At 68.4% G+C, this 12,865-nt stretch carries 11 protein-coding genes; 2 read left to right on the top strand and 9 right to left on the bottom strand.

Annotation, left to right across the window (positions count from 1 at the left end; all coding sequences use genetic code 11):
• Positions 1 to 348 (top strand): DUF4870 domain-containing protein, encoded by a 348-nt coding sequence (locus tag LG3211_RS15160; RefSeq protein ID WP_057943568.1) that lies wholly within the window; start codon positions 1 to 3, stop codon positions 346 to 348.
• Positions 349 to 421: 73 nt separating this feature from the next.
• Here the strand turns inward: LG3211_RS15160 and ispA are convergent, their stop codons facing one another.
• From ispA to tilS, 3 genes are all read right to left on the bottom strand, one after another.
• Positions 422 to 1,303: a (2E,6E)-farnesyl diphosphate synthase gene (gene ispA, locus LG3211_RS15155; protein WP_057943567.1), complete on the bottom strand. Its 882-nt coding sequence runs from the start codon at positions 1,301 to 1,303 to the stop codon at positions 422 to 424.
• A 71-nt stretch (positions 1,304 to 1,374) separates the two neighbouring features.
• Positions 1,375 to 1,650, bottom strand: coding sequence for an exodeoxyribonuclease VII small subunit (locus LG3211_RS15150; RefSeq protein ID WP_057943566.1), 276 nt, complete (start codon positions 1,648 to 1,650; stop codon positions 1,375 to 1,377).
• Between the two features lie 132 nt (positions 1,651 to 1,782).
• The gene (tilS, locus tag LG3211_RS15145) at positions 1,783 to 3,084 is read right to left on the bottom strand and encodes a tRNA lysidine(34) synthetase TilS (RefSeq protein ID WP_057943565.1); all 1,302 of its coding nucleotides are present in this window, start codon (positions 3,082 to 3,084) and stop codon (positions 1,783 to 1,785) included.
• 149 nt (positions 3,085 to 3,233) lie between these two features.
• Here tilS and LG3211_RS15140 point away from each other — a divergent pair, with 149 nt between their 5' ends.
• Positions 3,234 to 4,256 (top strand): NADH:flavin oxidoreductase/NADH oxidase, encoded by a 1,023-nt coding sequence (locus tag LG3211_RS15140; RefSeq protein ID WP_237049767.1) that lies wholly within the window; start codon positions 3,234 to 3,236, stop codon positions 4,254 to 4,256.
• 120 nt (positions 4,257 to 4,376) lie between these two features.
• Here LG3211_RS15140 and LG3211_RS15135 read toward each other — a convergent pair whose 3' ends face one another.
• The 6 genes from LG3211_RS15135 to LG3211_RS15110 all read right to left on the bottom strand — a co-directional run bounded on the left by LG3211_RS15135 (position 4,377) and on the right by LG3211_RS15110 (position 12,865).
• Positions 4,377 to 5,336 carry an acetyl-CoA carboxylase carboxyltransferase subunit alpha gene (locus LG3211_RS15135; protein ID WP_057943563.1) on the bottom strand — a complete coding sequence of 320 codons (960 nt, stop codon included), beginning with the start codon at positions 5,334 to 5,336 and terminating at the stop codon, positions 4,377 to 4,379.
• Between the two features lie 142 nt (positions 5,337 to 5,478).
• Positions 5,479 to 9,000: a DNA polymerase III subunit alpha gene (gene dnaE / locus LG3211_RS15130; protein ID WP_057943562.1), complete on the bottom strand. Its 3,522-nt coding sequence runs from the start codon at positions 8,998 to 9,000 to the stop codon at positions 5,479 to 5,481.
• 416 nt (positions 9,001 to 9,416) lie between these two features.
• The gene (locus LG3211_RS15125) at positions 9,417 to 10,052 is read right to left on the bottom strand and encodes a hypothetical protein (RefSeq protein WP_057943561.1); all 636 of its coding nucleotides are present in this window, start codon (positions 10,050 to 10,052) and stop codon (positions 9,417 to 9,419) included.
• Between the two features lie 404 nt (positions 10,053 to 10,456).
• The gene (gene rnhB, locus LG3211_RS15120; RefSeq protein ID WP_057943560.1) at positions 10,457 to 11,089 is read right to left on the bottom strand and encodes a ribonuclease HII; all 633 of its coding nucleotides are present in this window, start codon (positions 11,087 to 11,089) and stop codon (positions 10,457 to 10,459) included.
• A gap of 70 nt (positions 11,090 to 11,159) precedes the next feature.
• Positions 11,160 to 12,383, bottom strand: coding sequence for a lipid-A-disaccharide synthase (gene lpxB, locus LG3211_RS15115; protein WP_057943559.1), 1,224 nt, complete (start codon positions 12,381 to 12,383; stop codon positions 11,160 to 11,162).
• Positions 12,380 to 12,865, bottom strand: coding sequence for a hypothetical protein (locus LG3211_RS15110; protein ID WP_057943558.1), 486 nt, complete (start codon positions 12,863 to 12,865; stop codon positions 12,380 to 12,382). The genes lpxB and LG3211_RS15110 overlap by 4 nt, the downstream gene beginning before the upstream one ends.

The raw sequence follows: 12,865 nt of genomic DNA, 5'->3' as shown, positions 1-12,865 counted from the left end.
ATGAACGATATCAGTCAGGACGAAAAGACTTGGGGCATGCTGGCTCATCTGAGCACGCTGGTCGGTTTGATCATTCCCTTCGGCACCGTCCTGGGCCCGCTGGTGGTATGGCTGGTCAAGAAGGACACCATGCCCTTCGTCGCCGACCAGGGCAAAGAAGCGCTGAACTTCAACATCACCGCGCTGATCGCCGGCATCGTCAGCTTCCTGCTGACCTTCGTGCTGATCGGTCTGGTGCTGCTGCCGCTGGTCGGTCTGGCATGGCTGGTGCTGACCATCATGGCCGCGCTGGCCGCCAACAAGGGCGAGGAATACCGTTATCCGTGGACGCTGCGTCTGGTCAAGTAAGACGCGCATCGCGGCAAGAAAAAAGCGGGCTTCGGCCCGCTTTTTTCATGTCCGCGATTTGCGCGAGGGCGTCTCAGCGATCGCGCTCGATCGCCAGCCGGCCCAGCGCCTGCAGCGCGTTCGCGCGTTCGCCGAACGGCTCCAGCGCATCGCGCATTGCCTGCGCGAGTTCGTCCAGGCGCGCGCGCGAAGCCTCCACGCCGATCAGCGCGGGGAACGTCGATTTGTCCTGGGCGATGTCCTTGCCCGCGGTCTTGCCCAGGGTCTGACTGTCGCCTTCGATATCGAGAATGTCGTCGCGCACCTGGAACGCCAGGCCGAGCGCGCGCGCGTAGCGGTCCAGCGCCTCCAGCGCGGCCGTGTCGGCGCCGCCGCACAGCGCGCCCAGGCGCACCGACGCGCGGATCAGCGCGCCGGTCTTGAGCGAATGCAGACGTTCCAGCGCCGCCACGTCCAGGCGCACGCCGGCGCCGGTGGCGTCGATGTCCAGCGCCTGGCCGCCGCACATGCCGGCCACGCCCGCGGCCTGGGCCAGGGTGCGCAGCAGATCGACCCGGATCGCGTCGGAGACCTGGGTGTCGGCGAGCACGCCGAAGGCCAGCGACTGCAGCGCATCGCCGGCGAGAATCGCGGTGGCTTCGTCGAAGGCCACGTGCACGGTCGGCTGGCCGCGGCGCAGCGCGTCGTCGTCCATCGCCGGCAGATCGTCGTGGACCAGCGAATAAGCGTGAATGAATTCCACCGCCGCCGCCGGCGCGTCGAGCACCAGCGGGGCGACTTCGAACAAGGCGCCGCTGGCGTAGACCAGCAGCGGCCGCATGCGCTTGCCGCCGAGCAGCACCGCATGGCCCATGGCCTGGTGCAGACGCCGCGGCTGCTCGTCGGTCGGAGGCAGGGCGCGTGCGAGTGCGGCGTCGGCGCGTTGGCGCCATTGCCTCAGGATGCCGTCGAGCATGGAGAAATCGGGCCTTGGTGAGCCGGTCGGAACGGGAACGGCCATGGTGTCAGCGGCCGGTCGCGGGCGTGTCAGGCATCGACTTCGCTGCCCGGCGGGCCGGCATTGCCGAAGGGCTCGGCGCTGGCCGGTTCCTGCGGATCGGTGAGCAGGCGCACGCGCAGTTCGGCTTGCTCCAGCGCGCTCTGGCAGCGGCGGTAGAGCCCGACCCCGCGTTCGTAGGCGGCGAGGGAGTCTTCCAGACTCATTTCGCCGTGCTCCATTTTCTCGACCAGTTGTTCGAGCGCGTCCAGGGACTGCTCGAAATCTGCGACCGGCGAGGCGTCTGTGGTGGATTTACGGGCCATGTGAGAAGTGTGCGGCGGGGACGGGGCGGGGTCAATGCGCGCCCGCGGCGACGGCTGCGACAATCGGTCGCGGTCGGCTTCCAGGCCGCGGCCGCGTTGCCGATCGCGGCGATATTCGCAGCGCCTTCGCGCTCAACCGGTCCAGTGCAGTCGCGCCGCGCGTTCGCGCAGCCAGGCGTCCATCGACGCCGAGTACACCAGATCGCCCACCGCCAGCAGTTCGCCCCGCGGCGAGGACAGCAACGGCAGGCGCGCGCGCTCCCACGGCGGCACGCCCAGTTCCTGCAACAGATTCTTGAGCGAATGCCGATGCGCGCGGCCGGGCAGGGCGATGCGTTCGCCGCCGCGGCGCGCATGCGCCAGAAGCGGGGTGTCGAAGGCCGGCGCGTTTTCCAGCCGCAATTGTCCGCCGCAGGGCAGTAGCAGTGGCGCGCGGCCGTCCCAGGCATGGCTCCAGTTCTCGGGCCAGGCCGGGCGCTGAGCCTGCGCGTGCAACAGATCGCGCCAGGCGCGGATGCTCGCACCTTGCCAGGCGAATTCGGCTTCGGCGTCGGCGCGCGCGGGCAACAGGTCGGTTTCGATCCGCATCACGCCTTGCGCCGGCAGCGGCGGCAGCCCGAGCGTCGCGATCCAGCGCCGCAGCACCCGCGCGCGCCGCGCCGCCGGCAGCGCGAGCAGGGCCGAGCGCGACAGCGCCTGCGGGTCCAGACTGCGCACCTGGGCCAGGGCTTGCGCGTCTTCGCCGTCGAGCAAGCGCGCGGCCTCGCCGCTGAGTTGCGCCGATACGGCGAAGGCGGCGTCGGCCTGCGGCCAGCGTTCGCGCAGCAGCGGCAATACGCGGTGGCGCAGGAAGTTGCGGTCGTAGCGGTGTTCCTGGTTGCTGGGATCGTCGATCCAACGCAGGCCGTGCGCTTGCGCGTAGGCCTGCAAGGCCTCGCGCGGCAGCGCCAGCAGCGGCCGCCACAAGCGGCCGCTGCCGCAATCGCGCCACGGCCGCATCGCCGCCAGGCCGTCGGGGCCGGAGCCGCGCAGCAGGCGCAGCAGCAGGGTTTCGGCCTGATCGTCGCGATGGTGCGCCAGCGCGAGGACTTCGCCTTCGCCCAGCCCGGCCTCGAAAGCGGCGTGACGGGCGCGGCGCGCCGCGGCCTCCGGGCCGTCGCCGTCCTCGCGCGCAACCGATACCCGCGAAACGGTCAGTTCCAGGCCGTCGCGGTCGCAGATTTCCCGGCAATGCCGCGCCCAATCGTCGGCGTTCGGATGCAGGCCGTGATGGACATGCCAGGCGCGCACGCGCTGGCCGCGCGAACGCGCGCGCGCCGCCAGCGCATGCAACAGCACGGTCGAATCCAGGCCGCCGCTGTAGGCCACGCACAGCGGCGCATCCGGCGTTTGAGCCAGGGCGAGGGCGATCGCATCGGCGTTTGATACGGACATGCCGGCATGGTGCCACGGCCACGGGACGCAGCAACCCATGCGTGATGCTGCAACGGCGCGAGGCCGCCACTACCTTGGTTCGCAGTCATCCCTTGCAGAGATTCCCCGTGTCCCGGCTTTTCGCTCCGCTTTCGCAACGATCCCTGAGCTTGCGCAACCGTCTGGTGGTTTCGCCCATGTGCCAGTACTCGGCGGTCGATGGCCTGCCGAACAACTGGCATCTGGTGCATCTGGGCAGCCGCGCGGTCGGCGGTGCGGGCCTGGTCATGACCGAGGCCAGCGCGGTCTCGCCGGAGGGGCGCATTTCCGCCGCCGACACCGGTTTGTGGAACGGCGCGCAGGCCGAGGCCTGGCACCGCATCACCTGCTTCCTGCGCTCGCGCGAGGCGGTGGTCGGCGTTCAACTCGGCCACGCCGGGCGCAAGGCCAGCGTCGAGCCGCCGTGGCTGGGCGGCAACGCGGTGTCGGTGGAAGACGGCGGTTGGACCACGGTCGCGCCGTCGCCGCTGGCGTTCCGCGAAGACGGGCCGGAACCGCGCGAATTGCAGCCGATCGAGATCCGCACCGTGATCGACGATTTCGCCGCTGCGGCGCAGCGCGCGCTGGACTCGTGCTTCCAACTGGTCGAGATCCACGCCGCGCACGGCTATCTGTTGCATCAGTTCCTGTCGCCGTTGTCGAACCATCGCAGCGACCGCTACGGCGGCAGTTTCGAAAACCGCACGCGCCTGTTGCGCGAAGTGCTGGCCGCGGTGCGCGAGGTGTGGCCCGAGCGCTTGCCACTGTGGCTACGCATTTCCGCGACCGATTGGGCCGAAGGCGGTTGGGATATCGAACAGAGCGTGGAGCTGGCGCGGATCGTGAAAGACCTCGGCGTCGATCTGATCGACGTCTCCAGCGGCGGCCTGGTTCCGCATGTGCGGATTCCGAACGAGCCGGGTTATCAGGTGCCGTTCTCCGCGCGCATCCGCCGCGAAGCCGCCATCGCCACCGGCGCGGTTGGATTGATCACCCAGGCGCGGCAGGCTTCGAGGATCATCGAAGACGGCGAAGCCGACGTGGTGCTGCTGGCGCGCGAGTTGTTGCGCGATCCGTATTTCCCGCACCGCGCGGCGCGCGAGTTGGGCGCGGCGACGCATGTGCCGGAGCAGTATCAGCGGGCGTGGGGCTGAGGCCGACTGCGACGAAAGCGTCGGGCCTGAAGGGCCTCCCACAACAGCGGCCGACAGCACGAAGTCTTTTGTGGGAGGGCCTTCAGGCCCGACGCTTTCGTCGCAGTCGGCCGCGCCGGCTTACGCCGCCTCGTACGCCCCGTACCCGCGCAAGCGCTCATAGCGCCGCTGCAGCAGCTCATCGGCCGGCACGTTTTCCAGCGCGTCGATCTCGTTGATCAACACCGCCTTCAAACGCGTGGCCATCTGCTTGGGATTGCGATGCGCGCCGCCGATGGGTTCGCGCACGATCTTGTCGATCAGGCCCAGCTCGTGCAGGCGCTTGGCGGTCAGGCCGAGCTGTTCGGCCGCGTCCTTGGCTTTTTCCGCGGTCTTCCACAGGATCGAGGCGCAGCCTTCGGGCGTGATCACCGAGTAGGTGCTGTATTCGAGCATCAGCGTGCGATCGCCCACGCCGATCGCCAGCGCGCCGCCGGAGCCGCCTTCGCCGATCACGGTGCAGATCACCGGAATCTTGAGTTCGGCCATTTCCAGCAGGTTGCGCGCGATGGCTTCGGACTGGCCGCGTTCTTCGGCGTCGATGCCCGGCCAGGCGCCGGCGGTGTCGATGAAGGTCAGCAGCGGCAGCTTGAAGCGCTCGGCCAGCTTCATCAGGCGCAGCGCCTTGCGGTAGCCCTCCGGACGCGGCATGCCGAAGTTGCGCTTGATCTTGCTCTTGGTGTCGCGGCCCTTCTGGTGGCCGACGATGACCACGCTGCGCCCGGCGATGCGGCCCAGGCCGCCGACGATGGCGTAGTCGTTGGCGAAGGCGCGGTCGCCGGCCAGTTCCTGGAACTCGTCGCACATCACCCGGATGTAATCGAGCGTGTACGGCCGCGCCGGGTGGCGGGCGAGTTGGGAAATCTGCCAGGACGACAGGTCGCGGAAGATCTGCGCCGTGCGCAGTCGCAGCTTGTCCTGCAGGGCGTGGATTTCGGCGTCGATATCGACCGCCGGGCCGCTGCTGGCGTGTCGCAGTTCCTGGATTTTGGCTTCCAGGTCGGCGATGGGCTGCTCGAAGTCGAGGTAGTTCGGATTCATTCGGGGGCCGTGGGCCTTGGTCAACGGACAGTCTAGCCCAGTGGAGCGGACCGTACCGAGGGGGATGGCGGAGTCTGGAAGTGAAGCGGATCAAGCGGCTTCTCCCGCGTGCGGGAGAAGGCAGACACGAGGACGCTTCGGCCTAGTTCGCCCAGGGCTTGGACAGGCTCAATTTCACCGCCGTCACACCCGGTTGCGAGCGCAGGATGCCGACCAGATCGGCATCCACGCGCACCGACTGCGGGCCGTTGAGGTCGAGCATGCCGGCCGCGCCCTGGCGCAGCAGGTCCAGGCGGATCGGCGTCGGGCCGGGACGCTGCTTGGCCAGCAGCGCGTCCACGCGTTGCCAGGTGCCGGGCACGCGCAGGTCCAGACGCAGGGCCAGGCGCTGCGCGTGCTTGGCGCAGACCTGGGCGTAGTCCCAGCAGCGCGCCGCGCGCAGGGCGAAGCCGCCGCTGAAGGCGTCCTCGCGCAGGCCGCCCTGGATCACCAGCAGGCGGTCGCGCGCCAGCATCGAGGCGAACTCGCTGTAGGTCTCGGAGAAGAACGCGCACTCCAGGCGGCCGCGGCCGTCCTCGATCTGCACGAACATCTGGCTGTCGCCCTTCTTGCGGAAGCCGACGACTTGCCCGGCGACGATGATGTCCAGCTCCGGACGCCAGCCGCTGCGCGCGCTTTCCGGGCGTTTTTCCCAGATCGTTTCCAGCTCGCCCAAGTCGTTGCCGACCAGGTTGCGCAACTCGTCGCGGTACGGATCGAAGGGATGGCCGCTGAGATAGTGGCCGAGGGTTTCGCGCTCGCCGTGCAGGATCTGGCTCAGCGGCCATTCGTCGGCCTCCGGCAGGTCCAGGTGCAGTGCCGGCGCGGCGGTTTCGAATCCGCCGAACAGCGAGACTTGTCCCGCGGCGCGTTCCTTCGCCAGTTGGTCGGTGACCTTGAGCACTTCCGGCAACTGCAGCATCAAGCTGGCGCGGTTGCGGCCCAGGCCGTCGAGCGCGCCGGCGTGCGCCAGCGCTTCCAGCGCGCGGCGATTGAGCTTGCCGGTGTCCACGCGCTTGCAGAAATCCAGCAGGTCCGAGAACGGGCCGGCGCGGCGCGCTTCCACGATCGCCTCGCACACGCCGCGGCCGACGCCCTTCACCGCGCCGATGCCGTAGCGGATGGTGGTGGCGTCGATGGCTTCGAACATGTAGTCCGATTCGTTGACGTGCGGCGGCAGGACGGTGAGGCCCATGACCCGCGCTTCGTCGAGGAAGTTGACGACCTTTTCCGTGTTGTCCATGTCCGACGAACAGGTCGCGGACATGAATTCGGCCGGGTAGTGGCGCTTCAGCCAACCCGTCTGGTAGGCGACCAGCGCGTACGCGGCGGAGTGCGACTTGTTGAAGCCGTACTCGGCGAACTTCTCCATCAAGTCGAAGATCGGGCTGGCCTGCTTGGCCGGAATGTTGCGCTCGGCGCAGCCGGCTTCGAACTTGGCGCGCTCCTTCGCCATTTCCTCCGGCTTCTTCTTGCCCATCGCGCGGCGCAGCATGTCCGCGCCGCCGAGCGAGTAGCCGGCCAGGACCTGGGCGATCTGCATCACCTGTTCCTGGTAGACGATGACGCCGTAGGTCGGCCCCAGCACCGGTTCCAGGCTGTCGTGCGGATAGGTGACTTCGGCGTTGCCGTGCTTGCGGTCGACCCAGTCCTTGTCCATCCCCGAGCCCAGCGGGCCGGGACGGAACAAGGCGGCCAGCGCGATGATGTCTTCGAAGGTGTCGGGCTTGGCGCGCTTGAGCAATTCGCGCATGCCGCGCGATTCGAACTGGAACACCGCGACGGTGTCGCCGCGCGCGAACAGTTCGTAAGTCGCTTGGTCGTTGAGTTCGAGCGCGGTGATGTCGAGCGGGCCCTGGCCTTCCTTGCCGCGGCGCTTGTTGATCGCCTTGACCGCCCAATCGATGATCGTGAGCGTGCGCAGGCCGAGGAAGTCGAACTTGACCAGGCCGACGGCTTCCACGTCGTCCTTGTCGAACTGGGTGACCGGGCTCTTGCCGCGGCCCTCGCCGTCGTGTTCGGCGAACAGCGGGCAGAAGTCCGACAGCGGGCTGGGCGCGATCACCACGCCGCCGGCGTGCTTGCCGGCGTTGCGGGTCAGGTCTTCGAGTTCGCGCGCCAGGTCCAGCAGATCGCGCACGTCGTCTTCGCTGCGGTAACGCGCGATCAGATCGGCCGACGCCAGTTCCTGGTTCTTCGCCGCCGCTTCCGATTCGCCCAGCGCGTCGTCGAGGCTGATGCCGAGCGTGTTCGGAATCAGCTTGGCGATGCCGTCGACGAAGCCGTACGGATGGCCGAGCACGCGGCCGGCGTCGCGCACCACCGCCTTGGCCGCCATGGTGCCGTAGGTGATGATCTGGCTGACGCGGTCGCGGCCGTACTTGCGCGCGACGTAGTCGATGACTTCGTCGCGGCGGTCCATGCAGAAGTCGATGTCGAAGTCGGGCATCGACACGCGTTCGGGATTGAGGAATCGCTCGAACAGCAAGTCGTAGGGCAACGGGTCCAGGTCGGTGATGCCCAGCGCCCAGGCCACCAGGGAACCCGCGCCCGAACCGCGGCCCGGGCCGACCGGGATGTCGTGGTCCTTGGCCCAGTTGATGAAGTCCGCGACGATCAGGAAGTAACCGGGGAACCCCATCTTGATGATGACGTCCAGTTCGGTTTCCAGGCGCTCGTCGTAGATCTGCCGGGTCTTGCCCGGCGCGATCGGATTCTTCTCCAGGCGCTTGATCAGGCCTTCGCGCGATTGCGCGCGCAGCCAGGACTCGATGGTGTGATCGTCCGGCACCGGGAAATCCGGCAGCGCGTATTCGCCGAGCTTGAGTTCGACGTTGCAGCGCTTGGCCAGCGCCAGCGCGTTGTCGATCGCGTCGGGCACGTCGGCGAACAGTTCGCGCATTTCCTCGCTGGACTTGAGGAACTGCTCGGCGCTGTAGTCGCGCGGGCGCTTGGGATCGTCGAGCACGCGGCCCGAGGCGATGCACACGCGCGCTTCGTGCGCCTCATAGCCTTCCGCGTCGATGAAGCGCGCGTCGTTGCTGGCGATCACCGGCAGGCCGCGCTTGCTGGCGGCGTGCAGGGCGAAGGCGTTGAAGGCTTCCTCACCGTCGCGCTGGGAGCGGGTCAGCTCCAGGTGCAGGCGATCGCCGAACACGCCCTGCCAATCGACCAGCCAGGCGTGAGCGAGCTCGTCGCGGTTGCTCGCGGCCAGGCGGCCGGCGAGGCTGTGGCGGCCGGCCAGCGCGAACAGGCCTTCGTTGTCCTCGCGCAGCCATTCCGGACGCAGCACCACGCCTTCGGTGCGGTGGCCTTCCATCCAGGCGCGGCTGAGCAGGCGCGACAGGCTCAGGTAGCCGCCGCGGTCGCGGCACAGCAGGGTCAGGCGCGAAGCGGTTTCGTTGCCGTCGGCCAGATGCACGTCGGCGCCGATGATCGGCTTGATGCCGGCGCCTTCGCAGGCTTTGTAGAACTTCACCGCGGCGAACATGTTGTCGACGTCGGTCAGCGCGACGGCCGGTTGGCCGAGCGCGACGCAGCGTTTGACCAGATCGCCGATGCGGATCGTCGAGTCGGCCAGCGAGTACTCGCTGTGCAAGTGGAGATGAACGAATGGAGCGGACATGCGTACCGGTTCTGCGGCCGTGCCGATGGAGACTCAAGCCGTGGGTCGGCTGGCGGCGTGCGAGCCGCCTTGCAGGGTATCAGCCCGGCGGCGTGGGACAAGCCTTGACAGGATCGGATTGGGGGTTGCGGGGCGAATTGGGCGAATCGCGAAAACTGGTGGGTGGTGGTGTGGGGAGGCGGCGGGGCAAATCCCCCGCGCTTTGGCCGGTCTTCGGATTGCGTGGTTGCGCCGGGCGCCGGCCCCCTTTTTCAAAGGGGGCGAATTCACTCGCTCGGTTCAGCCCGCAATGTAGCTGTCCCCCCCTTTGAAAAAGGGTGAAGGGCCGCGCTTGCGAACCGCAGGTTCGCGCGGCACTGAACGCCCGCAGGCTGTGCCTGCGGGCCGGAGGGAAAGGGGGGGCTTTTCCCCGCCACTCAAGCCACCCGAAACACCGGCTCCGGACTGCGCCCATTGGCATAGTGGCTATCGCTGACCCGAGCGTGATGCTGCAACAACGCCAACTCAGCCAGGCGATCGCGAACCCAGGCCGCGCGCTGCTGCGTGGCATCGCCGTCCGGGTGCTCGATCCGCCGGTACGCGCAGAAGTCGCGGAAGTCCTCCGCCTCGGCCGCGAACGCAGGCCAAGTCAGCTCGACCAGCAGCACATCGTCGAGCAAGCCGAACAAGGGCACGCGGTCGGGAATCAGGTCCTCGTCGCTGTCCACGTAGGCGAACAGCTGATCCAGGCGCCGGCGCATGGCCGGTTCGCAGTCCCAGCCCGGGTCGGCGACCATCGAGCGCAGGTCCTGCAGGCATTGCAGACGCTCGTCGATCGCGCGCCGCGCCTGGCTGGCCGGCAGCGAGGCCAGCCAGCCGGCCAGACGCTGCAGCCGGGTGGCGTCCACGCGCGCGGCATCGGGATGCAATTCGTGAACGAGCGCGTCGAAGGCGGCGATCGCGGCCGGGCTGATCGTCATCGCCGGCTCGTAGGGTTGAACGTAGTGAGGCAGCGCGCTTTCGCGTTCGAACGGAAACGGTTCGGGCGTGGGCGTGGGATGAGGCAGACGCATGGAACACCTCGCGTCCGGCCGGATAAGGCGGGGGCGGTGCGCGTCGCGGGCCGGTGGCGACGCGTAGCGGTTGCGGTCGATGAACGAACTTTGCGCCTGAGGGCAGTGTGAGCGCGCCGGTATGAAGTCGCTGTGACCTGTGGCACGGGTTACGCGTTCAGCCGACCGGGGGCGGCGTGGCGGGGGAACTTTTGCGCTGCGTGCTGTGTTGCGTCGGCGAAGCCGAATATCTAGAGCCCTCAGCGCCATCCTTCCAGAACGTCATTCCCGCGAACGCGGGCTCCGCTTTACTTCGGCGGAGCCGAACATCCAGTGACTTCAAACGTTCTCGCACGAAAGGCCCTGGATTCCCGCGTTCGCGGGAATGACGAGCGAAGAAATTGTGGGGATAACGAGGAAAAACCTCAGAACAAACTCAACGTCTCCAACGCCGTGCGCACCGGCGCGAAGCTGCGCCGATGCTGCGGGCAGGGCCCGTGCTGGTTCAGCGCGGCCAGGTGCGAAGGCGTGGAATAGCCCTTGTGCTGATCGAAGCCGTAATGCGGGAAGGTTTCGTGCAGGCTGCGCATCATCCGGTCGCGCGCGACCTTGGCCAGGATCGAGGCGGCCATGATCGACGGCTCCAAAGCGTCGCCGCCGACCAGGGCCTCGCCGCCGCAGGGCAGGCCCTTGGGCAGGTGATTGCCGTCCACGCGCACGAATTCCGCCTGCGGCGCCAGCGCCTGCACGGCGCGGCGCATGCCGAGCATGGTCGCCTGGAAGATGTTGACCCGGTCGATTTCCTCGACTTCCACGAACTCGATGCGCCAGGCCACGGCGCGCTCGACGATCAGCGCGTACAGCGCTTCGCGCTTGGGCTCGCTGAGCTTCTTCGAATCGTCCAGGCCGTCGATGCGGCGGCGCGGGTTGAGGATCACTGCCGCCACCGACACCGGCCCGGCCAGCGGGCCGCGGCCGGCCTCGTCCACGCCGGCGATCAGGCGCGGCTTCGCGCGCGGCCGGGGCGGGGCGGGGTCGGGGGCGATCAGGCTGTCCACGGTGACGGCGTTCTGTGCGGGTTCGGCGCCAGTGTATGCCGCCGCGGGCTCGCGGTCGCCACCGTCGGGCTCAGGCCGCGGGCCTGGGTTCGGCGATCAACTCGGCGATCGCATCGGCCGCGCGGGCCGAGGCGTCGCGCTTGAGCTCCAGATGGATGCGCTGGAATTTAGGCAGCAGCGCCGCGCTCGCGGCCGGATCGCGCAGCCAGCGCAGCACCGCGCCGGCCAGGTTCTCCGGCGTGCAGTCGTGCTGCATCAGCTCGGGCACCACCACTTCGCCGGCCAGCACGTTGGGCAGGGCGTAGTGATCGACCTTGAGCATGCCCATGCGCTTGACCAGGGTGTAGGTCAGCGGCGCGATCTTGTAGCCGACCACCATCGGCCGCTTGGCCAGCATCGCTTCCAGCGTGGCCGTGCCCGAAGCCAGCAGCACCACGTTGCTGGCGACCATCACCGTGCGCGCGCCGCGATCGACGATGCGCAGGGCGCGGCGCAGACGCTCGCCGTCGGGATGGGCGGCGAGCACGCGCTCGAACGCGGCGCGCGCGCCGGCGTTGGCCATCGGCGCGACGATGTTGAGCTTGGGCTCGGCGCCGAGCAGGATCGAGGCGGCGGCGATGAAGTCGCCGGCCAGGGTTTCGATTTCGCCCACGCGCGAGCCCGGCAGCATCGCCAGCACCGGAGCTTCGTCGTCCAGTCCCAGGTTCATCCGCGCTTCGTCGCGATCGGGGTGGATCGGCATCTCGTCGGCCAGCGGATGGCCGACGAAACGCGCGTCCACGCCGTATTCGGCGTAGATCGGCGGTTCCATCGGGAACAGGCACAGCACGCGGTCGGCGCTGCGGCCGATCTTCTGCGCGCGCTTCCTGCGCCAGGCCCAGACCGAGGGGCTGACGTAGTGCACGGTGCGCACACCGCGTTGCTTGAGCCAGCGCTCCACGCCCAGGTTGAAGTCGGGCGCGTCGATGCCGATGAAGGCGTCGGGCTTCCAATCGAGAATGCGCTGGCGCACGTCGCGACGCAGGCGCAGCAGGCGCGGCAGGTGCTTGAGCACTTCGGCCAGGCCCATCACCGCAAGTTCGGTGGCGTCGAACCAGGTTTCCATGCCGGCCGCGCGCATTTGTTCGCCGCCGATGCCGATGAATTCCGCGCCCGGGTAGCGGCGCTTGAGTTCCTCGATCAGGCCCGCGCCGAGCAGGTCGCCGGAGGCTTCGCCGGCGATCAGGGCGAAGCGCGGCGGCAGCGGCGCGACAGGGAAGATTTCGTCGATCGGGCGGGGCGTCGCGGCGTTCATGGGGCGCGGTAACGTTCCAGTTCTTGCTCGTATTGCACGCGGTCGAAGACGAAGCGGGCGACGGGCGTCAGGGTGGGAAGCGAACTGTCCGGCGCATTGTGCCCGGCCACGGGGCCATCGTCGTCTTCGAGCGTCACATCCTGCCAAATCACGTGATCGTCACCGACTTCCAAACGGCAGGAGATCACGCCGCAGTAGTCGCAACCGCAGTGGCAGCGGTATAGCACCAGACGGCCGCTGCCGAACTGATTGTGAGCCTGGGCGCGGCTCAGGAACGCGTCGATCCCGCGGTTGCGTATCGGTTCCGGCGAGCCGGGATCGAAATCGGTGCCGTATTGCGACAGATTGCGGTCGATGCCGAGCCATTCGCACAACCGGCGCTCGTCGATGAAGAATTCGGCGAGCGTGACCTTGTAGTCGGCCTCGTCGATCCGGTAGTCCACGACGGTCTGTCCGAAACGAAACCGATGGACCGTCGTCAT

The organism is Lysobacter gummosus, from assembly GCF_001442805.1.
GTDB classification, from domain to species: domain Bacteria; phylum Pseudomonadota; class Gammaproteobacteria; order Xanthomonadales; family Xanthomonadaceae; genus Lysobacter; species Lysobacter gummosus.
Note: the sequence above shows the minus strand (reverse complement) of the source record. Positions and strands in the feature narration are given on the sequence as shown.